19 protein-coding genes are annotated in these 24,820 nt (G+C 70.3%); 7 read left to right on the plus strand and 12 right to left on the minus strand.

Annotated elements, in window-relative coordinates:
- From ACFYWY_RS34025 to ACFYWY_RS34040, 4 genes are read left to right on the plus strand one after another with little or no spacing between them, the layout of a single operon-like run.
- Positions 1 to 1,278 carry an MFS transporter gene (locus ACFYWY_RS34025; protein WP_389194134.1) on the plus strand — a complete coding sequence of 426 codons (1,278 nt, stop codon included), beginning with the start codon at positions 1 to 3 and terminating at the stop codon, positions 1,276 to 1,278.
- 32 nt (positions 1,279 to 1,310) lie between these two features.
- Entirely contained in the window at positions 1,311 to 2,201 is an 891-nt protein-coding gene (locus ACFYWY_RS34030) for a 4'-phosphopantetheinyl transferase family protein (RefSeq protein ID WP_389194002.1), read from the plus strand.
- Positions 2,198 to 3,769, plus strand: coding sequence for an acyl-CoA carboxylase subunit beta (locus ACFYWY_RS34035; RefSeq protein WP_389194005.1), 1,572 nt, complete (start codon positions 2,198 to 2,200; stop codon positions 3,767 to 3,769). Before ACFYWY_RS34030 ends, ACFYWY_RS34035 begins: the two co-directional genes overlap by 4 nt.
- A gap of 14 nt (positions 3,770 to 3,783) precedes the next feature.
- On the plus strand, positions 3,784 to 3,993 hold the full coding sequence (locus ACFYWY_RS34040; protein ID WP_389194008.1) for an acyl-CoA carboxylase subunit epsilon: 210 nt from the start codon (positions 3,784 to 3,786) through the stop codon (positions 3,991 to 3,993).
- A gap of 95 nt (positions 3,994 to 4,088) precedes the next feature.
- On the opposite strand, the gene ACFYWY_RS34045 is transcribed toward ACFYWY_RS34040, so the two are convergent.
- The 5 genes from ACFYWY_RS34045 to ACFYWY_RS34065 all read right to left on the minus strand — a co-directional run bounded on the left by ACFYWY_RS34045 (position 4,089) and on the right by ACFYWY_RS34065 (position 10,008).
- Positions 4,089 to 5,630, minus strand: a complete 1,542-nt coding sequence (locus tag ACFYWY_RS34045) for a SpoIIE family protein phosphatase (protein WP_389194011.1) — start codon at positions 5,628 to 5,630, stop codon at positions 4,089 to 4,091.
- 124 nt (positions 5,631 to 5,754) lie between these two features.
- On the minus strand, positions 5,755 to 7,302 hold the full coding sequence (locus ACFYWY_RS34050; RefSeq protein WP_389194014.1) for an MFS transporter: 1,548 nt from the start codon (positions 7,300 to 7,302) through the stop codon (positions 5,755 to 5,757).
- A gap of 109 nt (positions 7,303 to 7,411) precedes the next feature.
- The gene (locus tag ACFYWY_RS34055) at positions 7,412 to 8,257 is read right to left on the minus strand and encodes an alpha/beta fold hydrolase (RefSeq protein WP_389194017.1); all 846 of its coding nucleotides are present in this window, start codon (positions 8,255 to 8,257) and stop codon (positions 7,412 to 7,414) included.
- 42 nt (positions 8,258 to 8,299) lie between these two features.
- Positions 8,300 to 8,698 (minus strand): RidA family protein, encoded by a 399-nt coding sequence (locus ACFYWY_RS34060; protein ID WP_389194020.1) that lies wholly within the window; start codon positions 8,696 to 8,698, stop codon positions 8,300 to 8,302.
- Positions 8,695 to 10,008: an acyl-CoA dehydrogenase family protein gene (locus ACFYWY_RS34065; RefSeq protein WP_389194023.1), complete on the minus strand. Its 1,314-nt coding sequence runs from the start codon at positions 10,006 to 10,008 to the stop codon at positions 8,695 to 8,697. The genes ACFYWY_RS34060 and ACFYWY_RS34065 overlap by 4 nt, the downstream gene beginning before the upstream one ends.
- 99 nt (positions 10,009 to 10,107) lie before the next feature.
- On the opposite strand from ACFYWY_RS34065, the gene ACFYWY_RS34070 reads away from it, so the two are divergent.
- Both ACFYWY_RS34070 and ACFYWY_RS34075 read left to right on the plus strand, forming a co-directional pair.
- Positions 10,108 to 11,724 (plus strand): AMP-binding protein, encoded by a 1,617-nt coding sequence (locus ACFYWY_RS34070; RefSeq protein WP_389194026.1) that lies wholly within the window; start codon positions 10,108 to 10,110, stop codon positions 11,722 to 11,724.
- A gap of 4 nt (positions 11,725 to 11,728) precedes the next feature.
- Positions 11,729 to 12,544: a PaaX family transcriptional regulator C-terminal domain-containing protein gene (locus ACFYWY_RS34075; protein ID WP_389194029.1), complete on the plus strand. Its 816-nt coding sequence runs from the start codon at positions 11,729 to 11,731 to the stop codon at positions 12,542 to 12,544.
- Here ACFYWY_RS34075 and ACFYWY_RS34080 read toward each other — a convergent pair.
- Both ACFYWY_RS34080 and ACFYWY_RS34085 read right to left on the minus strand, forming a co-directional pair.
- Positions 12,531 to 15,125: a bifunctional salicylyl-CoA 5-hydroxylase/oxidoreductase gene (locus ACFYWY_RS34080; RefSeq protein WP_389194032.1), complete on the minus strand. Its 2,595-nt coding sequence runs from the start codon at positions 15,123 to 15,125 to the stop codon at positions 12,531 to 12,533. The genes ACFYWY_RS34075 and ACFYWY_RS34080 overlap by 14 nt on opposite strands.
- A gap of 2 nt (positions 15,126 to 15,127) precedes the next feature.
- A complete protein-coding gene (locus ACFYWY_RS34085; protein ID WP_389194034.1) occupies positions 15,128 to 15,955 on the minus strand; it encodes an enoyl-CoA hydratase family protein in 828 nt (275 codons plus the stop codon).
- Between the two features lie 222 nt (positions 15,956 to 16,177).
- Between ACFYWY_RS34085 and ACFYWY_RS34090 the strand changes: the two genes are divergently transcribed.
- Positions 16,178 to 16,621, plus strand: a complete 444-nt coding sequence (locus ACFYWY_RS34090; protein WP_389194037.1) for an ATP-binding protein — start codon at positions 16,178 to 16,180, stop codon at positions 16,619 to 16,621.
- Positions 16,622 to 16,630: 9 nt separating this feature from the next.
- Here the strand turns inward: ACFYWY_RS34090 and argF are convergent, their stop codons facing one another.
- The 5 genes from argF to ACFYWY_RS34115 form a co-directional block, all read right to left on the minus strand.
- Positions 16,631 to 17,629, minus strand: a complete 999-nt coding sequence (gene argF / locus ACFYWY_RS34095) for an ornithine carbamoyltransferase (RefSeq protein ID WP_389194040.1) — start codon at positions 17,627 to 17,629, stop codon at positions 16,631 to 16,633.
- A gap of 103 nt (positions 17,630 to 17,732) precedes the next feature.
- Positions 17,733 to 18,965, minus strand: a complete 1,233-nt coding sequence (locus tag ACFYWY_RS34100; protein WP_389194043.1) for an arginine deiminase — start codon at positions 18,963 to 18,965, stop codon at positions 17,733 to 17,735.
- A gap of 67 nt (positions 18,966 to 19,032) precedes the next feature.
- Positions 19,033 to 21,639, minus strand: a complete 2,607-nt coding sequence (locus tag ACFYWY_RS34105; protein ID WP_389194046.1) for a polynucleotide kinase-phosphatase — start codon at positions 21,637 to 21,639, stop codon at positions 19,033 to 19,035.
- Positions 21,636 to 23,129, minus strand: coding sequence for a 3' terminal RNA ribose 2'-O-methyltransferase Hen1 (locus tag ACFYWY_RS34110; protein ID WP_389194049.1), 1,494 nt, complete (start codon positions 23,127 to 23,129; stop codon positions 21,636 to 21,638). The genes ACFYWY_RS34105 and ACFYWY_RS34110 overlap by 4 nt, the downstream gene beginning before the upstream one ends.
- A 158-nt stretch (positions 23,130 to 23,287) precedes the next feature.
- A complete protein-coding gene (locus ACFYWY_RS34115) occupies positions 23,288 to 24,706 on the minus strand; it encodes a hypothetical protein (protein WP_389194052.1) in 1,419 nt (472 codons plus the stop codon).
- Positions 24,707 to 24,820: the final 114 nt, after the last annotated feature.

Consider the following 24,820-nt stretch of genomic DNA (forward strand, 5'->3'; position numbering starts at 1 on the left):
ATGGACAAGAAGCTCACCGGTATGTTCCGCTCCCTGTCCGTACGCAACTTCCGGCTCTTCGCGACCGGACAGGTCGTGTCCGTGGCCGGCACCTGGATGATGGTCATGGCCCAGGACTGGCTCGTCCTGTCGCTGACCGGCGACTCGGGGACCGCGCTCGGCACTGTCACCGCGCTGCAGTTCGCCCCGTTCCTGCTTCTGACGCTCCACGGCGGCCGACTTGCCGACCGCTACGACAAACGCCGGCTGCTCATCGCCGCCGGTCTGGTCTCCGGCACCCTGGCCGGCGCACTCACCGGGCTGGTGCTGTCCGGCGCAGTCGAGCTGTGGCACGTCTATCTGTTCGCCCTGGGGCTCGGCACCGTGAACGCCGTCGAGGTCCCTACCCGGATGGCTTTCGTCGGTGAACTGGTAGGGGCCGAGCTCCTGACCAACGCGTCGGCGCTGAGCGCGGCGTACTTCAACATCGCCAGGGTCATCGGCCCCGGCGTCGCCGGACTGCTCGTCAGCGTGGCCGGCACCGGCCCTGTCATGCTGCTCAACGCGGTCAGCTATGTGGCCACCGTGCTGGCACTGAGGATGATGCGGCCGGCCGAACTCCAGCTGTCGGCGAAGCCGTCGGACAGGCCCCGGACCGTCGACGGGCTGCGCCACGTGACGGGCCGTCCCGATCTGCTCCTGCCGATGGCGCTCGTCGCCGTGATCGGCCTCTTCGGATTCAACTTCCAGCTGACCCTGCCGCTCGTGGCCAAGACCGTGTTCCACACGGACGCCACCGGCTTCGGGCTGCTGACGACCGCCTTCGCCGCGGGCTCACTGCTCGCCGCGCTGGCGACCACCGCACGCCGCGGCCGGCCCTCCAGCCGTACGGTGATCACCGCGGCATTCGCGTTCGGGCTGCTCACCACCGTGGCCGGGTGGGCACCCGGGTTTCTCACCGCCGCGCTGCTGCTCGCCCTCACGGGCTTTGCCGCCATCTATTTCGCCCAGGCGGCGAACCACCGCATACAACTCGGCAGCGATCCGCGCTACCGCGGCCGGGTCATGGCTCTCTACACGCTGGTGTTCCAGGGCAGCACACCGCTGGGTGCCCTCTTTGTCGGCCGGCTCTCGCAGGAGTTCGGCGCCCGGTCCGGTCTGTACGTCGGAGGAATCGTCTCGCTCGCCGCTGCGACGGCCGCATATGGCGTGCAGCGTACCCGGCGCAGGCGCCCCCGATCCGAGCGGCCGACCCCGTCCCACCAGCCGTCGAGATCCGAGGGGGCGTACCGCCGATGACTCCCGTACTCCTGATGAGAGGCACGGTTCCCGTGGCAGCTGAGTCTCCACCCGGCCGCCCCGAGCCACATCCCGCTCTGCCCGGAGCGACGCTCACCGTCAGGCCCGGGGAGCTGCAGTTGTGGACGCTGAGCAGGCTCTGGACGGGTGAGGAGCTGCCGCCCATGGCGATCGGCGAACTCGACGAGGGCGAAAGGGAACGAGCCGCCTCCTTCGTACAGCCGAGGGACCGCCTTCTGTACGTGTCGGCGCATATCGCGCTGCGCCGTGTCCTTGCTCCGCACCTGGGGATCGAGCCTGCTCGGGTCGGGTTCGGCAGGGCCTCGTGCCCCTGCTGCGGCGGACCGCACGGCAGGCCAGTGCTGCTGGACGCCCCGGCGGACCTGCATTTCTCCCTCTCGCACAGTCATGGGCTAGCGGTCATCGCGGTGGCCCGGGCGCCGGTGGGAGCGGATGTACAGCGCATTCCGTCGCCGGGAACCACCGAACTGTGCCTGCCCGGCATGCATCCATGGGAGCAGAAGGAGATCGCCGAACTGCCATTGAAGGAACGTCCCCCGGCGTTCGCCGAGTTGTGGACCCGCAAAGAGGCCTATCTCAAGGGCATCGGCAGCGGACTCGGCCGCGTGCTCACCGCGGACTATCTGGGCGGTGACCTCCTCGCCAGGCCCCCGGGATGGATCGTCGCCAACGTGCCCGGTGGCCCGGGACATGCTGCCGCGGTGGCCTTGCTGACCGACGCCGACCACTGGGTCACCGCGCGGACGCTGCCCACCGAATGTCTGTACGTCGACGACGCGACCGATCTGATCGCCGCCCAGCCTGTGGAGCGTATGGCGCTGCCGACCACGGGTCGTACGGCGACCGCCACGGGCGACGGAGCGGGCTTCAACGGAAACGAAAGGGAACGAGTGACGCCATGACCACGACATCTTCTTCCGCCGGGGTCCAGGACCGCCTGGAGGAACTGCACCGGCTCAAGCAGCTGGCCCATGAGGGGCCGGAGCCCAAGGCGACCGAGCGACAGCATGCGAAGGGCAAGCTGACCGCCCTCGAGAGGATCGAGCTCCTCCTGGACAAGGGCAGCTTCGCCGAGGTGGAACCGCTGCGACGACACCGCGCGAGCGGCTTCGGCATGGAGGCCAGGCGGCCGTACGCCGATGGTGTCGTCACCGGCTGGGGCACCGTTGAGGGCCGAACGGTCTTCATCTACGCCCATGACTTCCGGGTCTTCGGCGGAGCGCTAGGCGAGGCGCACGCGCAGAAGATCCACAAGATCATGGACATGGCCATAGCTGCGGGCGCCCCGATCGTCTCCCTCAACGACGGGGCCGGGGCGCGCATCCAGGAAGGCGTCTCGGCCCTCGCCGGCTATGGCGGTATCTTCCGGCGCAACACCAGGGCATCGGGAGTGGTCCCGCAGATCAGCGTCATGCTCGGCCCGTGCGCCGGTGGCGCGGCCTACTCGCCCGCGCTCACCGACTTCGTCTTCGCCGTCCGCGGCATATCCCAGATGTTCATCACGGGCCCCGACGTCGTGCAGGCCGTGACCGGCGAAAAGGTCTCGCAGGACGGTCTCGGCGGCGCGGATGTGCACGCGGGAGTCTCCGGAGTCGCCCACTTCGTGTACGACGACGAGGAGACCTGCCTCGCCGAGGTGCGGTATCTGCTGTCCCTGCTGCCGGCCAACAACCGTGAACTGCCGCCGCGAATCCACAGCGAGGACACCGCCGACCGACCCGGCGAGGCGCTGCTCGAACTGGTCCCGGCCGGCGGCAACCACTCGTACGACATCCGTGCGGTGATCGAGGAACTCGTCGATGGCGGGGACCACATGGAGGTCCATGCCGTCTGGGCGCCCAACCTCGTGTGCACACTGACCCGGCTCGACGGGCAGGTCGTGGGCATCGTGGCGAACCAGCCCGCGACCATGGCCGGGGTGCTGGACATCAAAGCCAGCGAGAAGGGGGCGCGGTTCGTGCAGTTCTGCGACGCCTTCAACATTCCGCTCATCACTCTGGTCGATGTGCCGGGCTTCCTGCCGGGCGTGGACCAGGAGCACGAAGGCATCATCCGGCGCGGGGCCAAGCTGCTCTACGCGTACTGCAATGCGACCGTACCGAGGATCTCGGTGGTCCTGCGTAAGGCGTACGGCGGTGCCTATATCGTGATGGACTCACGCTCCATCGGCGCGGACATCGCCCTTGCCTGGCCCACCAATGAGATCGCGGTGATGGGCGCGGAGGGCGCGGCCAATGTGGTCTTCCGCCGGCAGATCGCAGCGGCCGACGATCCCGAGGCGATGCGCGCGCAGAAGATCGACGAGTACAAGCGCGAGCTGGTGCACCCGTACTACGCGGCCGAGCGCGGGCTCGTCGACGACGTCATCGACCCACGTGACACTCGCTCCATCCTGATCCGTGCGCTGTCGATGCTGGCTGCCAAGGACGTCGACCTGCCGCGCCGCAAGCACGGAAATCCGCCCCAGTGACAGGAGACACGGATATGCGGGACACGTCCCTGCTGAGCGTGGAGAAGGGCAACCCGAGCGCGGAGGAGCTGGCCGCGGTCACCGCGGTGCTCCTGGTCCGCTCTGCCGCCGCCGGAGCCGAGCCGGACGATGTGTCCCGTCGCGAACGGGCAGTGGCCAGCTGGCGCCGCCCGGAGCGTGCGACTGGTTTCCCCGACCCCAGAGCCTGGCGCAACAACGCTTGAGCCCCGCGGCCGGGCCCGGTCGTACAACTCCGCGACCTCATCGAACGTGTCACGCGGTACGACCACTCATCCTCCGCCCCCGGTCGGCCGTGCCGTCAGTGGTGGTCCATCACCGGCCTGCGTCGGATGCGGGCCGCCATCACCGCCACGTCGTCCTCTGCGTGCTCGGCGTCCAGTTCGTCGAGTACGACGTCGACCAGTTCGTCGACGGTGCATCCGGGGGCGGCGTGTACGTCCGCGAGACGGGCGAGCGAGGCGTCGATGTCCTCTCCGCGCCGTTCGACCAGGCCGTCGGTGAACAGCATCAGGGTGTCACCGGGTTCGAGGCTGCGCGAGATGATTTCGTATCCGCCCAGGCCGGTGCCGAGAGGCGGTCCGACGGGTACGCCGATCAGCTCCGCCGTGCCTTCCCGGCTGAATACGGCGGGCGGCAGATGGCCCGCGCTGGAGAAGGAGCCCATGCCGCGCGCCGGGTCCACGCGTACGAGCAGACAGGTGGCGGGCCGCCGGGTGACGGCCTCGGAGATGGCGTTGTCGAGCTGCCGCAGCACCCGGTGCGGTGGCAGGTCGTTGGCCGCTACCTCGCGCAGCGTGGAGCGGTAGCTGTTCATGTCGACAGCGGCTTCCACGCCGTGCCCCATCACGTCGCCCATCACGAGCAGCGTCCGGCCGAAGTGCAGGCGCACGGTCTCGAACCAGTCCCCGCCCACCAGGCTGCCCGATCCGGAGGGCAGGTACCGGGTGGCGACCTCGAGATTGGGGTGTGGGAGGCCGGGGTCGGTCAGCAGGGCTCGCTGCAGCTTGAAGGCGGTCCGCTGGGCCTGCTCGTACAGACGGGCGTGTTCGATGGCGATGGCTGCCCGCGCGGACACCGCCTGGACGCTCCGTACGTCGTCCTGACTGAATCTGCCGTGGGTGCGGGCGACCAGTACGGCGCCGATGGCCCCGTCGTCGGCGATGAGCGGCATGGCCAGTCTTCCCTCTTCGAGGACGGGGCGGCCGGCCCGCATCGCACGGACCGAGATCGGGACGGCGTCCGCAAAGGAGTCCGCGGAGGAGTGGACGAGCAACTCGTCCCGGCCCGACACGGCAGCGCGGTACACCCCGCGCAGCTCCTCCTTGCCCAGGTCACCGGTGGTGAGGGGAGAAATGGGCAGCAGGTCGACCGCCGCCGCGTCGGCAAGACCGGGACTGAGGTAGTTGACCACCTCCAGGCACGTGGTCTCCGCGTCGAGAGTCGTCCCGATGCCCTCGCCGGTCTCCGCCAGCGAGAGGTAGGACGGGGCTGCCTGCAGGCCGCCGGCCGACGGGGGCGCGATCTCTACGATGACGCCCAGGAGCCCGACGACTCCTCCGTGGATCGTCAGACGGTGCCATGTGCAGCGGCTGAGTGCGGTCACCTGCGTGCGGGACGCCCCGTCGGTGAGGACCTTGGTCATGAGCAGCGTGGAGCCGACCCGCGGCCGGGCTCCCCAGCTGACGGGGCTGCCCGCCAGCCCTTCGGGCTCCTCCCCCGCGATCCGGCAGTAGGCCGGGTCCGCGAAGACGTACCTCGTATCGGTGTCGAGGACGGCGAGACCCACGGAATCGGCCTGCGAGTAGGCGCCCTGATAGCCGCCGAGGGAGTCGGCACTCACGTGATCGCCTCCTCCGGGTCCGGCCTTTCTCTCCAGTCCCATGCGACTCACGTCTACCCCTATCGACACACTTCAGCCAGGTCGCGGGCCGGATTGTGGCGAGGTGGGGGGGCCGGGGCGAGCCTCAGGGCCCCGGGCTGATGCCCCCCTGCAGGCGTTCCAGGTCCGCGGGACGGACCTGGATGGCCAGAAGGGCGATCACCGCGGCGATCACCGTGAAGACGGCGGCCATGACGAAGGCGGCGGAGACCCCGGAGGTGAGCACTTCGTCGCCCCAGGGGGGTGGGAGTTGGCCGGTGCGTTCGAAGAACAGCCGCTCCCTCGGTCCGGCCTGGGCCATGAAGCGCGGGACCTGCTCCTGGGCCTCGTTGCGGCTGGCCGTGCCGAACACCGTGACCAGGATGGACAGGCCGAGAGAGCCGCCGACCTGCTGGGTGGCGTTGAGCATGCCGGATGCCGCACCCGACTCGTGCCTGGCCACTCCGGAGACGGCCATCAGCGTCAGCGAGACGAAGTTCATGCCCATGCCGAGGCCGAACAGCAGCATCGGACCCAGGATGCTGCCCAGATACGTGGAGTGGATGTCGGTCAGGGTCAGCCAGGACAGGCCCGCCGCGGCGAGGATCGCGCCGGTCACCATGAAGGGCTTCGGGCCGTATCTGGGCAGGAGTTGGGAGGCGATACCCGCGCCCACGGCGATGACCGCGCTCACCGGGAGGAAGGCGAGTCCGGCTCTCAGCGGGCTGAAGTCCAGCACGTTCTGCACGAAGAGCGTGAGGAAGAAGAACATGCCGAAGATCGCGGCGGCGAGGCTGAGCATGATTCCGTACGTGCCCGCGCGGTTACGGTCGGCGAACATGTGCAGCGGGGTGATCGGCTGTTTCGAGCGGCGTTCGACCAGGATGAACGTGGCCAGGAGCAGCAGCGCGGCGCCGAACGACGCGAGCGTGACGCTGTCGCGCCAGCCGTCCTGTGCGGCCCGGATGAAGCCGTAGACCAGCGCGACCATGCCGAGCGTGGAGGTTAGCGCGCCGGTCAGGTCGAAGTGGCCGGGATGGCGCTCGGACTCCTTGATGTGGCGGGGGGTCGCCAGAACGATGAGCAGGGCGATCGGCACATTGACGAAGAACACCCAACGCCAGTCGAGCCATTCGACGAGGATGCCGCCCGCCAGCAGACCGATCGCGCCGCCGCCCGCGGAGACCGCGGCGAAAACGCCGAACGCCCGGTTGCGGGCGGGGCCTTCGGTGAACGTCGTGGTGATCAGCGCGAGTGCGGTCGGTGAGGCGATGGCGCCCCCGGCGCCCTGAAGGGCGCGAGCGGCCAGGAGCTGGCCGGAGTCCTGGGACAGCCCGCCGAGCAGGGATGCGAGCGCGAACAGCAGAACGCCGAAGACGAAGACCCTGCGGCGGCCGAGGATGTCCCCGGCGCGGCCGCCGAGGAGCAGCAGACCGCCGAACGTGAGCGTATAGGCGCTGACCACCCACGACAGGCTCGTGGTTGAGAAGTCCAGCGAACTCTGGATGTGCGGGAGAGCGATGTTCACGATGGTGACGTCGAGAACCACCATCAACTGGCAGGAGGCGATGACGAGAAGCGCGATCCCATTAACGCCGCCTCTCTTCTTCGAGGCGGTGCTCTTGGAGGCGGGTGTCGGCTGCGCGGGCGTCATGGCGGATCGCGTCCCTCTTACGAGGGTCGGACGAGGGTCGGACGAGAGTCAGTAGACGAATCCGTCTACTAGTCGACGGTAAACCCGGCGCGGGGCCGCCACCAGTCGATCACGACCCGCCGTCGGCCGGCTCCGCGACGAAGGTACGCAGGGCCGTGGACAAAGCCTCCGGCTGGTCCTCGGCGATGAGCGTGCAGCTGTCCTCGATCTCCAACAGCCGCCCCTGCGGCAGCAGTTCGGCCAGCCGCCTGCCGTGTTCGCGCGGCATCATCCGGTCCTCGGCCGCCCATACGACCAGCGCGGGCCGGTCGAACTTCCGCAGCCCTTCGGCCGCTTCGAGGAGTTCGGTCTTGCGTACGCCTGCGTTGTAGCGCTTGAAGTCGGCCCTGATGGCCTTGTCGGTGAGCAGGGGCCGCAGCCAGCCGTCGGCGATCTCCCGCGGTACGGGGCGCTTGGTGAGCGCGCCGAGCCCGACCGGCAGGCGGCGCAGCGGCTTCAGCGCCAGGATCCGGGCCATCAGCGCGATGCCGCCCGGCACCTTGCAGACGAGGGAGATCATCTTGCCGGGTGCGCCCGGCGGGTAGTTGTCGAAGGCCTCGCAGGAGATGAGCACGAGCCGGGCGAGCCGCTCGGGATGGCGTCCTGCGACGGTCTGGGCGCGTCCGCAGTCGTTCTCGACGAGGGTCACATCGCGCAGGTCCAGGCGGTCCAGGAATTCCGCGATCAGCTCGTTGACGGAGTCGGGGGTGAGCGGGACGTCCGGGCGCATGGGGGTGCGGTGCGAGCCGTACGGCAGGGTCGGGGCGATACAGCGGTGGTCCCGCCCCAGGTCGGCGACCACCTTGCGCCAGACGGTCGCGTCGTGGACCAGCCCGTGCAGCAGAACCACGACCGGGCCCGGACCTCCGTTGTCCTCATATGCGATCGTCCCCGCGCCGAGCTCGATCTCCGGCATGGCGTCTCCCCTCCTACCGGTTCGGGCATAACGATGTTTCCGTCAGGGGAGCACGGCCATCCCCTCCAGCTCCACCAGCGCTACGTCGTCCCAGAGGCGGACCACCCCGATCACCGCCATCGCGGGGTAGTCGCGACCCGCCAACCGCCGCCAGATCCGGCCCAGTTCGTGCGCGTGCGCGCGGTAGTCGGCCACATCGGTGGCGTAGACGGTGACACGGGCAAGGTCCTGCGGGGCGCCGTCGGCGGCCGCGAGGGTGGTGAGGAGATTGGCCAGCGCGGTCTCGAACTGCTCCGGCAGCGTCTCGCCGACGATCTTGCCCTCGGTGTCGAGGGCGGTCTGCCCGGCCAGGAACACGATCCGCGTGCCGGTGGCGGTGACGGCGTGGGAGAAGCCGGTGGGCGGCGAGAGCTCGGCCGGATTGTGGCGGTGCAGGCTCATGCGTACGGCTCCTTCGTGCCCGTTGCGAACGGTCCCTCGGCGTGCGGCTCGCGGGCCTGCGGCTCCTCGGCGTGCAGCTCCTCCGCGTGCGCATCGTGAGCGTGCGCCTCGTGGGCGTGCAGCTCTTCGGCGTAGAGCTCCTTGGCGATGATCGCGCGCTGGACCTCGGTGGCACCCTCGTAGATCCGGGGCGCACGGACCTCACGGTACAGATGTTCCAGCAGATGGCCGCGCTGGAGGGCGCGCGCCCCGTGCAGCTGGACTGCGGCGTCCACGACGTACTGCGCGGTCTCCGTGGCGAGCAGCTTCGCCATCGCCGAGCGTTTCGGCACATCGGCGGCGCCTTCGTCGTACGCGGCGGCCGCAGCGTAGACGAGAAGCCGTGCGGCCTCGGTGCGGGTGGCCATCTCCGCGACCTGGTGGGCGACCGCCTGGAGGTCCTTGAGGCGGCCGCCGAAGGCGGTGCGGCGTGCGGTGTGGCCGAGCGCCGCATCCAGGGCGGCCTGGGCCATGCCGACGGCGAACGCTCCCACGCTGGGGCGGAAGAGGTTCAGGGTGTTCATCGCGACACGGAAGCCCCGGTCCTCGTCGCCGAGCACATCGTCCCTGGTCACCGGGACATCGGTGAAGGTCAGCGCGCCGATGGGGTGCGGCGAGAGCATCTCCAGCGCGGTCCCGGCAAGACCCGGCCGGTCGGCGGGGACGAGGAAGGCGGTCACACCCCGGGCGGCCGCGCCCTCGGTCGTACGGGCGAAGACGGTGTAGTAATCGGCCTCGGGAGCGTTGGAGATCCAGCGCTTCTCCCCGCTCAGCCGCCAACCCCCTTGGTCCGGAACGGCTTTGAGGGCGAGAGCGGCCGCGTCCGAGCCGGCGTCGGGCTCGCTGAGCGCGAAGGCGGCGACGGCGCGGCCCGCGATCACCTCGGGAAGCCAGCGCTCCCGCTGCGCGGCCGTACCCGCCTGGACGATGGGGTAGCTGCCCAGTCCCTGGAGGGCGAGGGCGGTCTCGGCCTCCGTGCATCCGTAGGCGAGGGACTCGCGCAGCAGGCACAGCTCGAGCGCTCTCGCTCCGGCTCGGGCTCGGGCTCCGGCTCCGGCTCCGGTTAGGGCTTCCCCCGCTGCGGCCCGGGAGCCCCCCGCCCCTCCGAACAGCCGCTCAAGCAGCCCCAGTTCACCGAGAGCGGCCACCAGGGGCCGGTTGACGCGGCCCGGCTCCGCTTTCTCCGCGAGCGGTCGCAGCTTCTCGGCGGCCAGCGTACGCAATTGCGCACACCAGGCGGTCTGTACCGGATCGAGCGAGAATACGGGCATTCGTGCCCCCACTTCTGACGCATCTATCGCGGACCGTTGACTGTCGTCACCTTCACGATACGCTCGATTCGCGACCCCACCACGAGAAGGGGGCGAACCATGGAGCTGTCACCCTCGGCCCACCGCGACACCTTTGCGCGCGACCATCTCCCGCCCGACGGGCAGTGGCCGGAACTCCTCTTCGAGCTGCCCTCCCTGCGCTATCCGCAGCGGCTCAACTGCGGGGCCGAGCTGCTGAACCGTACGATCGACCGTTTCGGCGCCCACCGGCCCGTCTTCCGCACCGGGGGCGGCGAGATCTGGACGTACGCAGAGCTGCGCGACCAGGTCGACCGGATCGCCCATGTCCTCACCTCCGGCCTGGGAGTCGTCCCGGGAAACCGCGTCCTGCTGCGCGGCCCCACCACGCCCTGGCTCGCGGCCTGCTGGCTGGCGGTGATGAAGGCCGGCGCGGTGGCGGTCACCGTCCTCGCCCAGCAGCGCGCCAAGGAGCTGGCCACGGTGTGCGAGATCGCCGCCGTCAGCCACGCCCTGTGCGACATCCGCTCGCTCGACGATCTGGCGAAGGCCGAGGTGCCGGGGCTGCGCATCACGGGCTACGGCGGCGACTCCCCCGACGATCTGCTGCGGCTCGCCGCCGCCGGGAGCGGTGAGCCGTACGAGGCGGTGGCGACCGCGGCCGATGATGTCGCGCTGATCGCCTTCACCTCGGGCACGACCGGCCGCCCCAAGGGGTGCATGCACTTCCACCGGGATGTGCTGGCCGTCGCGGACACCTTCTCCGCACAGGTGCTGCAGCCACAGCCCGACGACGTCTTCGCGGGCAGTCCGCCGCTGGGATTCACCTTCGGGCTCGGCGGTCTGGTGATCTTCCCGATGCGGGCAGGCGCGTCCGCACTGCTGCTCGAACAGGCGGGCCCGACACAGCTGTTGCCCGCGATCGCCGCGCACCGGGTGTCGGTCCTGTTCACCGCGCCCACCGCGTACCGCGCGATGCTGGCCGGCCTTGACGGGCACGACACCTCCTCGCTGCGGCGGTGTGTGTCGGCCGGCGAGAATCTGCCCGCCGCCACGTGGCAGGCCTGGCAGGAGCGGACCGGGCTGCGAATCATCAACGGCATCGGCGCGACCGAGCTGCTGCACATCTTCATCTCGGCGGCGGACGGGGCGATCCGACCGGGCACCACCGGGATTCCGGTTCCCGGCTGGCAGGCGCGCGTGGTGGACCGTTCCGGCCGGCCGGTAGCCGACGGGGAGCCGGGCCTGCTGGCCGTGCGCGGCCCGGTGGGCTGCCGCTATCTGACCGACCCACGGCAGCTGGAGTACGTGCACGACGGCTGGAATCTCACCGGTGACACGTATGTGCGTGAACCCGACGGCTACTTCCGCTACGTCGCCCGCGCCGACGACATGATCATTTCGGCGGGCTACAACGTCGCGGGGCCCGAGGTGGAGGACGCGCTGCTGCACCACCCGGACGTGGCGGAGGCCGCAGTGGTCGGCCGCCCCGATGACATGCGAGGACAGATCGTGGTGGCGTACGTCGTGCTGCGTGCGGGGGTCCCGGCCGACGAGGACACCGTCACCGCCCTCACCGACTCGGTGAAGCAGCGCCTGACGCCGTACAAATGCCCGCGCGAGATCGTCTTCCTCGACGCACTTCCGCGCACCCCCACCGGCAAGCTGCAGCGCTTCCGCCTACGGGCTCTAGAGTGATCACGTGGCCGAGCAGCACACCCCCCGTTCCCTGATCGTCACCCTCTACGGCGCCTACGGACGCGAACGGCAGGGGCCCATTCCCGTGGCCGAGCTCATTCGTCTGCTGGGGGTTCTCGGCGTGGACGCGCCGTCCGTGCGCTCCTCGGTCTCCCGGCTCAAACGCCGCGGCCTGCTCGTCCCCGGACGCACGCCGGACGGGGCGGCCGGTTATGCCCTGTCGCCCGCCGCCCGTCAGCTGCTCGACGACGGCGACCGGCGGATCTACGCCCGCAAGGCCCCGCTGCTGTCCGACGGCTGGGTGCTCGCCGTCTTCTCGGTGCCCGAGGCGGAGCGCCACAAGCGCCATCTGCTGCGCTCGCGGCTGGGGCGGCTCGGCTTCGGGTCGGCTGCGCCCGGGGTTTGGATCGCCCCCGCGTGGCTGTACGAAGAGACCCAGCACACACTGCGCCGCCTTCAGCTCGACCCGTACGTCGAACTGTTCCGCGGCGAGCATCTCGGCTTCGCGGCGACGGCGGAGGCAGTGGCGCGCTGGTGGGATCTGGGCGCGATCGCCAAGCAGCACGAGGAGTTTCTGGACGTGCACGAGCCGGTGCTGCGGGCGTGGGAGGCGCGCGGCGAGGCGCCGACGCGGGACGCCTACCGGGACTACCTGCCGGCGCTGGACTCCTGGCGGCAGCTGCCGTACATCGATCCGGGGCTGCCCGCCGAGCTGCTGCCACAGGGCTGGCCCGGCGGACGGTCGGCGGAGGTCTTCGCCCGGCTGCACGAGCTGCTGCGGGACGCGGGCGCGGAGTTCGTACGGCTCAGCTCAGAGTGAGCCGCGGTTTCGGGGCGTCGGTGCGGCCGGTCGGGGGTTTGCGGCTGCCCGCCCGGTAGGGATCCGGCCACGGCGCCGCCGCTCCCGCGTAGTCCTGCTCCGCCGCCGCGTGCAGGGTCCAGTGGGGGTCGTACAGATGCGGCCTGGCCAGCGCGCAGAGGTCTGCGCGGCCCGCCAGCAGGAGCGAGTTGACGTCGTCCCAGGAGGAGATCGCGCCGACCGCGATGACGGGGACGCCGAGGGCGTTGCGGATCCGGTCGGCGTACGGGGTCTGGTACGAGCGGCCGTACTCCGGCCGTTCCTCGGGGACGACCTGTCCCGTCGAGACGTCGATCGCGTCCGCGCCATGGGCGACGAAGGCGCGGGCGATCTCTACCGCGTCCTCGGCTGTGGTGCCGCCGCGTGCCCAGTCGGTGGCGGAGATACGGACGGTCATGGGCCGGTCGTCGGGCCAGACGCCGCGCATCGCGTCGAAGACTTCGAGCGGGAAGCGGAGACGGTTTTCCAGCGAGCCGCCATAGGCGTCCGTCCGCCGGTTGGTGAGCGGGGAGAGGAAGCCTGAGAGGAGGTAGCCGTGGGCGCAGTGGAGTTCGAGCAGGTCGAACCCGCAGTCGGCGGCGCGCCCGGTCGCGGCGGCGAACTGCTCGCGGATGCCGGTGAGTCCGGCGCGGTCCAGGGCGTGCGGGACCTGGTTGACGCCGGGGCGGTACGGCAGCGGTGAGGCGGCGGCGAGAGGCCAGTTCCCCTCGTCCAGCGGCTGGTCGATGCCGTCCCACATCAGCTTGGTGGAGCCCTTGCGGCCGGAGTGGCCGAGCTGGACGCCGATCGCCGTGCCGGGTGAGTGGTGGTGCACGAAGTCGGTGACGCGCCGCCAGGCGGCGGCCTGTTCGGGGGTGTAGAGGCCGGTGCACCCCGGGGTGATGCGGCCCTCGGCGCTTACACAGACCATCTCGGTCATCACCAGGCCGGCTCCGCCGAGGGCCCGTGAACCGAGGTGTACGAGGTGGAAGTCGCCGGGGACGCCGTCCACGGCGGAGTACATGTCCATGGGCGAGACGACGACCCGGTTGCGGAGGGTCAGTCCGCGCAGTCTGAAGGGGGTGAACATCGGCGGGGTGCCGGGCGGGCAGCCGAAGTCGCGCTCGACGGCGTCGGTGAAGGCCGCGTCGCGCAGTCGCAGATTGTCGTGAGTGACGCGGCGGCTGCGGGTGAGGAGATTGAAGGCGAACTGCCGCGGCGGCTGGTCGAGATACCCGGCGAGCTCCTCGAACCAGCGGAGGCTGGCGGCCGCCGCGCGCTGCGTGGACTCGACGACCGGGCGGCGCTCGGTCTCGTACGCGGCGAGTGCGGCGGGCAGGTCGGGCTGTTCCTCGACGCACGCGGCGAGCGCGAGGGCGTCCTCGACGGCGAGCTTGGTGCCGGAGCCGATGGAGAAGTGGGCGGTGTGGGCGGCGTCGCCAAGAAGCACCGTGTTGCCGTGGGACCAGCGGTCGTTGACGACGGTGCGGAAGGCGATCCAGGAGGAGCTGTTGGAGCGGAGGCCGCGGCCGCCGAGGGCCTCGGCGAAGATCTTGGCGCAGAGGTCGGTGGACTCCTGCTCATCGGCCGTGTCGAAGCCGGCGGCCCGCCACACCTCTTCGCGCATCTCGACGATGACGGTGCTGGCATCGGGGGCGTACGGGTAGCCGTGCAGCTGCATCACGCCGTGCTCTGTCTCGGCGATCTCGAAGCGGAAGGCGTCGAAGGCGAAGTCGGCAGCGAGCCAGATGTAGCGGCAGCGGTGGGTGGTGACACGCGGCGCGAATGTGTCCGCGTGCGCCTCGCGGGTGGAGCTGTGCACCCCGTCCGCGGCGATGACCAGGTCGTACGCGGCGGCGAGCTCGGCGGCGGGCGGCGCGGGGGTGCGGAAGCGGAGGCGTACGCCGAGGGATTCGCAGCGGCCGTGCAGTATCTCCAGCAGCCTGCGCCGCCCGAGGGCGGCGAAGCCGTGCCCGCCGGAGGTGAGGGTGCGGCCGCGGTGGACGATGTCGATGTCGTCCCACCGTACGAACTCGTCCTGGAGCGCGCGGTAGATGACAGGGTCGGCGTGCTCGATCCCGCCGAGGGTCTCGTCGGAGAGGACGACGCCGAAGCCGAAGGTGTCGTCGGGGGCGTTGCGCTCCCAGACGGTGACGTCGCGCTGGGGCCCGAGCCGCTTGAGCAGCGCGGCGGCATACAGCCCACCGGGCCCACCGCCGACAACGGCAACGCGAAGGCCACGACCGGGACGGGGGGCGGACGCGGACTGCGGCGCGGCGGGGGCCGGGGCCCGCTCGTCGTCCGCGGAGGCGGAGGGGGCGGCGGGTGGGACGGGCGCGTCTGCGAGCGCGGGCGGCGTCGCGGCGAAGCCCGCGACGGGGGTCTGGGGGACACGCCCCCCAGTTTCGGGAAGGGGCGGGGTGGGGGAAGGAACCCCGGCCGGAGCCGCAACCTCGGCAGCCCGGGCAGCGGCCGCACCCGCGGGTGGCGTCGCCGCCAAGCCTGCGGCGGGGGCCTGGGAGGCTTGCCCCGAAAGGGCCGGGGCCGCGGCAGTCGGCGGCATCCTCAGCGCCCCCGCCACTTCGGCGGGCGCTTCTCCGTGAAAGCCGCGTGGAACTCCGCGTAGTCCTCGCCGTTCATCAGCAGCGCCTGCGTCGCCGCGTCGAGTTCGACCGACGCCGCGAGCGGCATGTCGAGCTCGGCCGTGAGCAGCGCCTTCGTCTGCGCGTACGCCAGCGCCGGTCCCTGTGCGAGGTGGCGGGCCAGCTCCGCCGCCCGCTCGTCCGACCGGCCCTCGTCCGTCAACTCGCTGATCAGGCCGATCCGTTCCGCCTCGGGTGCGCGGACCGGTTCGCCGAGCATCAGCAGCCGGGTGGCGTGGCCGAGGCCGACCACCCTCGGCAGCAGATACGCCGCGCCCATGTCGCCGCCCGAGAGCCCCACCTTGGTGAAGAGGAACGCGAAACGGGCCGACGGGTCCGCGACACGGAAATCCGCGGCCAGCGCCAGCACCGCGCCGGCCCCCGCCGCGACGCCGTGCACCGCCGCGATCACCGGGAAGGGGCATTCGCGCAGCGCCCGTACGACCTGCCCGGTCATCCGGTTGAAGTCGAGGAGCTGGGCGGTGTCCATGGAGAGCGTCGCGCCGATGATCTCGTCGACGTCACCGCCGGAGCAGAACCCGCGCCCTTCCCCGCCCAGCACCAGTGCTCGTACGGACCGCTCCCGCGCCAGCTCGGCCAGCAGATCACGCAGGTCGGCGTAGGCGCCGAAGGTGAGGGCGTTGAGCTTCTCTGGACGGGCGAGGGTGACGGTCGCGACCCCGTCGTCCGTCGTGAGCCGCAGATGGCGCCACCGTTCGGTGCGCTGCGCGGAGCTGGAAAAGGGGCTCATGGAGTGTGGCCTCCTTCAGCGGGCGGGCTGCTGCCTGCCCCTTGAAGCTATCACCCCTACGTGACTCCCGTCACGAGTACGCGATACGCGATTGTACCGATGCAAGGGTCCCGTCCCAGTTGTGGCACAGGTCGCATCCAGGAAGGGCCTCAGCCCCTTGTCCCGCGTCTTGCGCTTCATAGGGTTGAAAACGCGACGCCGAACCCCGAATGGACCCCCGCCTTGCCAGAACGATCCGGCCTGCCCGTCACCGCCTCGTGGCGCATCACGCTGCCGCACACCGCGGCCGCCGTGCCCATCGCCCGCGCCCTGATCCGTACGGCGCTGGCGGACGTCGAGGTGTCGGCGGACAGCGACACGGCAGAGCTGCTCACGGCGGAGCTCGTCGCCAACGCGGTGGAGCACACCGTTGGCGAGGCCCCCATCGAGCTGGTGGTGGAACTCCTGCCGGCGGGCTGTCAGGTGGAGGTCCATGACGGCGACCCGGCCCCGCCGGGCGATTGGTACGGGCCGGAGCCCGGCCCGGCGCCGGACGCCTGGCAGGAGCACGGCCGGGGGCTGCTGCTGATCCGCGCGCTGAGCTCGGCCTGCGGGCACCGCCTCACCGACGGGGGCAAGGCGGTCTGGTTCACGCTCCCGTCGAGGAGTCGGCCCTCCGCCGCATGACTGTCCGGCTCAGGCCAGTGTGGCGACCATGACCGCCTTGATCGTGTGCATACGGTTCTCCGCTTCGTCGAAGACGACGGAGTGCTCCGACTCGAAGACCTCGTCGGTGACTTCCAGCTCGGTCAGGCCGTGGCTCTCATGGATCTCGCGAGCGACTTTGGTACCCAGGTCGTGGAAGGCGGGGAGGCAGTGCAGGAACTTCACGTCCGCGTTGCCGGTGACGCGCAGCACGTCCATGGTCACGGCATACGGACCGAGCAGCTTGATGCGCTCGTCCCAGATCTCCTTGGGCTCACCCATCGACACCCACACGTCGGTGGCGACGAAGTCCACACCCTGAACGCCCTCGGCGATGTCCTCGGTGAGGGTGATCCGGGCGCCGCTGGTCTCGGCGGCCGCACGGGCACGGGTCACGATCTCCTCGGCCGGCCAGTACGACCTGGGCGCGACGATCCGTACGTCCATGCCCAGCAGCGCACCGGTGACCAGGTAGGAGTTGCCCATGTTGAAGCGGGCGTCCCCGAGGTAGGCGAAGGAGATCCGCTCGAGCGGCTTGTCACTGTGCTCGGTCATGGTGAGCACATCGGCAAGCATCTGGGTGGGGTGCCAGTCGTCGGTGAGGCCGTTGTAGACCGGCACCCCGGCGTACGCGGCGAGCTCCTCGACGGTGGCCTGGCCGTCACCGCGGAATTCGATGGCGTCGAACATGCGGCCGAGCACCCGCGCGGTGTCCTTGGCGGACTCCTTGCTGCCGATGTGCGAACCGGCCGGGTCGATGTATGTCGTCGAAGCGCCCTGGTCGGCGGCCGCCACCTCGAACGAGCAGCGCGTCCGGGTCGATGACTTCTCGAAGATCAGCGCGATGTTCTTGCCGCGCAGCCGCTGGACCTCGGTCCCCGCTCGCTTGGCGGCCTTGAGCTCGGCGGCCAGATCGATCAGGCCGCGGAACTCCTCGGCCGTGAAGTCCAGCTCCTTGAGGAAGTGGCGGCCTTCGAGATGTATCGCCATGGTGGCTGCTCCTGGGTCGCGAATGCGTGACCGTGGAAGTATATACGAGCCCTTGCATTGCTATACGGCTATCTCGCCCGGCTGCCGGGCCCGGGGTACGGCACTACACGGCATCACGTTCGAACGGACAGCTCATACAGCGAGGGCCGCCGCGGCCCCTGCCCAGTTCACTGCCGGGGATCTCGATCACTTCGATGCCCTGTTTGCGCAGATGGGTGTTTGTGGTGACATTACGCTCGTACGCCACGACGACACCCGGCTCGACGGCGAGCACATTGCAGCCGTCGTCCCACTGCTCGCGCTCCGCCGAGTGCACGTCCTGCGTCGCCGTCAGCACCCGGATCTCCTTCAGCCCCAGCGCGGCGGCGATCGCGCTGTGCATGTGCTCGGGCGGATGGTCGGAGACCTTGAGTGCCTGAGGTCCGACGGCCGGTTCGATGGTGTACGAGCGGAGCATGCCGAGCCCCGCGTACTGGGTGAAGGTGTCACGATCGACCATCGTCATCACGGTGTCGAGATGCATCAGGGCCCGTCGCTTGGGCATGTCCAGCGCCACGATGGTCCGGGCGGAGCCGGCCGCGAACAGCCCGCGCGCCAGCATCTCCACGGCCTGCGGAGTGGTGCGCTCACTCATCCCGATCAGCACAGCGCCGTTGCCGATGACCAGGACGTCGCCGCCCTCGATGGTGGAGGGGAAGTCGTCCTGCCCCTCCGACCAGTGGTGGAACTCCCCCGCCCGCGGGCTGGTGAACAGCGGGTGGTGCTTGTAGATCGCTTCGAAGTGGACGGTCTCGCGCTGCCGGGCCGGCCAGCGCATGGCGTTGATGGAGACGCCGTCGTAGATCCAGGCGGAGGTGTCCCGGGTGAAGAGGTGGTTGGGCAGCGGACGGAGGAGGAAGTCGTCCAGGTCCATCACATGGAAGCGGACGGAGGTCGGCTCGGGATGACCGGCGAGGAACTCCCGCTTGGTCATCCCGCCGACGAGCGCCTCGACCAGGTCGGCCGTGGGCAGCTCGTCGAAGACGGCTCTGAGGTGATCGGTGGCGAGCGGCCCGTACTCCTTCTCGGCGAAGACCCGGTCCAGGACGAGCTTTCTGGCTTCCGGGATCTCCAGCGACTCGCGCAGCAGATCCCCGAAGAGGTGCACCTCCACCCCACGGTCACGCAGGACGTCCGCAAATCCGTCATGCTCATGACGAGCGCGGCGCACCCACAGCACATCGTCGAAGAGCAGAGCGTCCTTGTTACTGGGGGTGAGGCGCTTCAGCTCCAGATCTGGCCGGTGCAGTATGACCTGGCGCAGCCGCCCGGTCTCGGAGTCGACGTGGAATCCCATGTCCCCATCCTCACCGCGCGGAGCGCCCTTCACCCGGCGAACGGTCCACCAGATCCACCCGAACAGTTCACAGCCGCGGGTCGACCGGCTCCGACTCCAGTGCCAGCACGGCGAAGACCGCCTCGTGGACCCGCCACAGCGGCTCCCCGTCGGCCAGCCGGTCCAGGGCCTCGAGGCCCAGCGCGTACTCCCGCAGCGCCAGCGAGCGCTTGTGGTTCAGGAACCGGTTGCGCAGCCGCTCCAGGTTCTCCGGGCGGGTGTACTCGGGACCGTAGATGATCCGCAGGTACTCGCGGCCGCGAACCTTGATGCCCGGCTGCACGAGCCGGCCCTTCCCGTCCCTGGCGAGTGCCTGGAGCGGCTTGACGACCATGCCTTCGCCGCCCCTTCCGGTCATCTCCAGCCACCAGTCGACACCGGCGCCGACCGAGGCCGCCTCGCCGGTCTCCACAACCAGCCGCCGGGTGACCTGGAGCAGGCCCGTGGGGTCGTGCTCCACCAGCCTGTCCAGCCACGCCAGTTGCTCGTCGTGCGGCACGGACGCCAGCGAACGCCCCTGCACGGCGAGGATCTGGAACGGAGCGAGCCGCACTCCGTCAAGCCCCTCGGTCGTCCAGCAGTAGCGCCGGTACGCCTCGGTGAACGCGGCGGCGTCACCGGCGCGGCCGCGCTGCTCGGCCAGCAGTCCCTCCACCTCGACTCCGCGCGCGACCGCCGCTTCGAGGGCCGCCGTGGCGCCGGGGAAGACAGCACCGGAAGCGGCGCCGACCGCCGCGTACTGCGAGCGCAGCAGCCCGGACGCCTTGAGCGACCAAGGCATCAGCTCGGCATCCAGCAACAGCCAGTCGGTGTCGAGCTCCTGCCAGAGACCGGCGGCGGTGACAGCCGTGCGCAGCCGGTCCAGGATCTCCTCTGTGACGGCCTCGTCATCGAAGAACGGCCGTCCGGTACGGGTGTGCAGCGCGCCGGTCGGTCCTCCCCCGTAGCCTCCGGCCCGGGTGGGGGTGCCCCCGGCGCAGCCAGGGGGAATACCCCCAACCCCGAAGCGCTCCCGTGCGGCCGCCGCGTCACGGCAGACGAGCGCCACCGCCCGCGAGCCCATGTGCTTCTCCTCGCACACGACCTTCGCGACGCCGTCTGCCCGGTACTGCGCGAAGGCCTCGGCCGGGTGCTCCAAATAGCCTGCTTCCCTCGAGGTCGCGGTCGGCGACATCGTCGGCGGCAGATAGGCGAGCAGCCGCGGGTCGACCGCGAAACGGCTCATGACTTCGAGCGCCGCCGCGGCGTTCTCCTCGCGTACGCCGATGCGCGCCATGTGCCGGGTCTCCACGACCCGCCGCCCCTGCACATCGGCGAGGTCCAGCGGACGGCCCTCGCGGCCGCCCGGTGCCTCGGTGGCGAGCGGCCGCACCGGCTCGTACCAGACCTTCTCGGCCGGTACGTCGACGAGCTCGCGCTCCGGCCAGCGCAGCGCGGTCATCCTGCCGCCGAAGACCGCTCCGGTGTCCAGACAGATGGTGTTGTTGATCCACGATGTGCTGGGCACGGGTGTGTGGCCGTAGACCACGGCGGCGCGTCCCCGGTAGTCCTCCGCCCACGCGTAGCGCACGGGCAGGCCGAACTCGTCGGTCTCGCCGGTCGTGTCGCCGTACAGCGCGTGCGAGCGGACCCGGCCGGAGGTGCGCCCGTGGTACTTCTCGGGCAGACCGGCGTGGCAGACGACCAGCTTGCCCTCGTCCAGGACGTAGTGGCTGACCAGGCCGTCGATGAATTCCCGCACCTGCTCGCGGAAGGAGTCGTCCTCCTTCTCCAACTGCTCGATGGTCTCGGCCAGTCCGTGCGTGTGCTGGACGTTCCTGCCCTTCAGGTAGCGGCCGAGCTTGTTCTCATGGTTCCCGGGCACACACAGGGCATTGCCCGACACGACCATGCTCATCACCCGGCGCAGCACACCGGGGCTGTCCGGTCCCCGGTCGACGAGGTCGCCGACGAAGACGGCCGTACGCCCTGCGGGGTGTGCGCCGTCCACATAACCGAGCTTGGCGAGCAGGGTCTCCAGCTCGGAGCTGCAGCCGTGGATGTCACCGATGATGTCGAAGGGGCCCGTGAGGTGCCTGAGGTCGTTGTAGCGACGCTCCAGGATGACCTCGGCGGCCTCGACCTCCTCCACGCTGCGCAGGATGTGCACCTTGCGGAAGCCTTCGCGCTCCAGTCCGCGCAGCGAACGGCGCAGTTCACGGCGGTGACGCTGGATAACATGGCGCGGCATCCCGGCCCGGTCGGGGCGTACCGCATTGCGCTCGGCGCACACCTCTTCCGGCAGGTCGAGGACGATCGCGATCGGCAGCACGTCGTACTGGCGCGCCAGCTGCACCAGCTGCCTGCGGCTCTCGGACTGCACGCTGGTGGCGTCGACGACGGTCAGCCGCCCGGCCGCGAGCCGCTTGCCCGCTATGTAGTGCAGTACGTCGAAGGCGTCGCCGCTCGCGCTCTGGTCGTTCTCGTCGTCGGCGACGAGGCCGCGGCAGAAGTCGGAGGAGATGACCTCGGTGGGCTTGAAGTGCTTGCGGGCGAAGGTGGACTTGCCGGATCCGGTGGCGCCGATGAGGACGACGAGGGACAGGTCGGTCACCGGGAGTCTGCGCCTCGCCGGCGCGGCGGTCGTGGTGGTCATGCGGCCTTCGCCTCCTTCTCGGTCTGCGTGTCGCTGTGGGTCTCGGCCTTGTCGGTCCTGTTGAAGACGGCCATCTGGGTCGGCGGCCCGACCTCGGGGTCGTCCGGCCCCACGGGTACGAACTCGACGACGTAGCCGTCCCGTTCTGCGATGGCCTCCGCCCAGGTGCGGAACTCGTCCCTCGTCCACTCGAAGCGGTGGTCCCCGTGGCGCACATGCCCGGCGGGCAGGGTCTCCCAGCGGACGTTGTACTCGACGTTCGGCGTCGTCACGATCACGGTGTGCGGCCGGGCGGATCCGAACACCGCGTACTCCAGCGCGGGCAGCCGCGGCAGATCGAGGTGCTCGATGACCTCGCTGAGCACGGCCGCGTCATAGCCGGTCAGCCTCTTGTCGGTGTAGGTGAGCGAGCCCTGCATCAGCTTGACCCGCGCGGCCTGCCGCTCGCCCATCCGGTCCAGCTTGAGCCTGCGGCCGGCGATGGTAAGCGCACGCACCGACACATCCACTCCCACTATCTCGGTGAAGCGCACGTCCTTGAGCAGCGCCTGCACCAACTGGCCCTGTCCGCAGCCCAGGTCGAGCACCCGGCTCGCCCCGGCCCCGCGCAGCGCCTCAAGAATCGCGTCCCGCCGCTGCTCGGCGAGCGGAACCGGCTTCTCTTCGGTGTCCGTCGTCTCGTCCACGGCGTTGTCCACGTCCTCGACTTCGAGGTCGTCGGTCTCGGCCAGCCGTACCAGCTCAAGACGTTCCATCGCCTGCCTGGTGAGCCCCCAGCGGCGGGACAGATAGCGGCTGGTGATCAGCTTCTGCTCGGGGTGCTCGGCCAGCCAGCCCTCGCCGGCCCGCAGCAGCTTGTCCACCTCGTCGGGCGCGACCCAGTAGTGCTTCGCGTCGTCGAGCACTGGCAGCAGCACGTACAGCTGCCGCAGCGCGTCGGCGAGCCGCAGCTCCCCCTCCAGCGTCAGCTGGACGTAGCGCGAGTCGCCCCACTCCGGGAACTGCTGGTCCAGCGCGACCGGCTCTGCCTCGACCGATGTCCAGCCCAGCGGCCCAAACAGCTTCCGAACCAGTTCCGCACCACCACGCGCGGGCAGCGCGGGCACCGCGACGCGCAGCGGCATGGGGGCCTCGGCTCGTCCGGGCAGCGCGGCGCACACACCGCGCAGCGCGCTCTTGAAGACCGTGCTCAGCGCGACGGCCAGCAGTGAGGAGGCGGCGTACGGGCGGTCGTTGACGTACTGCGCGAGCGCCGAATCGGGCGCCCCGCCACGGCCTTTGCCCTTGCCGCGCCGCACCAGCGCCACCGGATCCACCTCCAGCAGCAGCGCGGCCGTGCAGCGCTCGGCGGACGCCTCGGGGTAGAAGACGTGCGCCGTGCCGTGCGAGGTGGAGAACTTCTGAGCCTTGTCGGGATGCTTGTGCAACAGAAAGCCGAGGTCGCTTGCGGGACGTTCTGGGGTACCGGTCGTACTGATCGTCAGGAACATCCGACGCACCTCTTTGGCTTCTGCTTACACGGGTCGAAATGGCTGTGACCTGCTAGGACACGGGTTTCAGAGGCTATAGGAGACAGCCGGAGCCAACCACTGGGTTTCGAACCCCGATTCGACCCGGCCCGCACGGCGCATCGTCCTCCCGCGCACGCTCAGCCGTTCCGCGTCGCCCCGAAGACGCGTCGCTGACGGGACCCGTCGAATGCAGCGCCGCCCGCGCGCTCCGGTCTCCCCGCCTTCTCCGGCACACAGCCGCCCCGCTCGCGCACGGCGCCGTCCACCGCCCCGTACTCCGCCAGGCGCGCCACAGCGGCGACAAGGTCCGCCTCCCCCGCCGCGATGTCCTGGCGCGCAGCCCCCTCCGAGCCCTTCCAGGGGCCAGAGGCCTCGCCCTTCCAGTGTGGTACCGAGACCGGAACCGGCAGGTCCGGCGGGAAAGGGCCGGTCGGCGGAAGCGGAGCCGGTGGGATCGGGTGTCGATGGTTCCACACCGCGTTCGCCGCGAAGTGCAAGCAGTTCACCGTCAGAATCGCCGGGGCCACGATCGCCACCGCCTCCGGGAACATCGGCTGCAGCGACAGCGCCAGGATGATCGCCGTCACCCCGTTCTGCTGACCCAGCGCGAGCGCGACCCGGTCGGTACGGTCCAGCTTCCGGGCGAGCACCGAGCCCACCACGATCTGGGCGCCATAGGCGGCGACTCCCAGGACCATGCCCTGGACCAGGTCGATGCCATTGATCAGCAGCAGGCCCAGCGTGAACGCCGCGACGACATACGCACCCTGGGTGATCTTGCCGATGTGCCGCTGGAGCACCCGGGGGCGGAAGAAGAGGCCGATGACCGCGACACCGAGCATCAGCGCGAAACCGGCAGCAGTCGCAACCAGTGCCAGCAGAAGCAGTACGGCGACGGTCTGGGCCGTACGGGACCAGCGGAACGGGTCCGCTCCTCCCGTGCGCCGCAGCATCAGCCACGCCACCGCCGCCACGGCCACCAGCGCGGCGTTGCCCCCCAACTGGGCGGCGTAGTCCAGGAGATCGGCTCCCGTCGTGATCCCCATGCCGCCCGTGGCGGCGGAGCCGTCCAGCGCCCGGAGGGCAATGGGAGCGGTGTACGCGGTCAGCAGTACCGTCACGGGGTCGTCGAAGGAGGCCCAGACGGACAGGACCGCCTTGCCCCGCGGGGACATCCGGGAGGTGTCACGTAACGCAGCGACCGACAGCGGGTCGATCTGGGCGACGGCGACAGCGAGAATGAGGTACGCCGGTTCGCTCAGCGCGGACCAGAAGACCAGGGCGATCAGCGCGGCCTTGGCGATGACGCCGACCGTGACCGCGAGCAGCAGCAGGCGCAGGTCGTTGCGCGCCTCGCTCAGCGAGATGTCGGATGTGCTGCCGTACAGGCCGACCGCCAGCAGGAGCGTGGTGAGGAAGAGATACGCCGGGGAATCGCTGAGGCTGCCCGTTCCGGCTCCCGCCCCTGTCGCCCAGCCGGCTCCCACGATCCCGAACATGATCCACAGATGCCTGGTCGCACCGAGGAAACCGCCAGGGGATCCCCCGCGGGTCATATTTCTGAGCATGGAGGCCGCCTCCCCGTCCGGCGCTCGTATCACCGGAGCACCGATGACCTTAGGGTTTCCCGCCCGCCGATACCTGAGAACCGGGGAGGTGCGCCGACAAGG

Source organism: Streptomyces sp. NPDC002870 (genome assembly GCF_042888505.1).
Classification (GTDB): domain Bacteria; phylum Actinomycetota; class Actinomycetes; order Streptomycetales; family Streptomycetaceae; genus Streptomyces.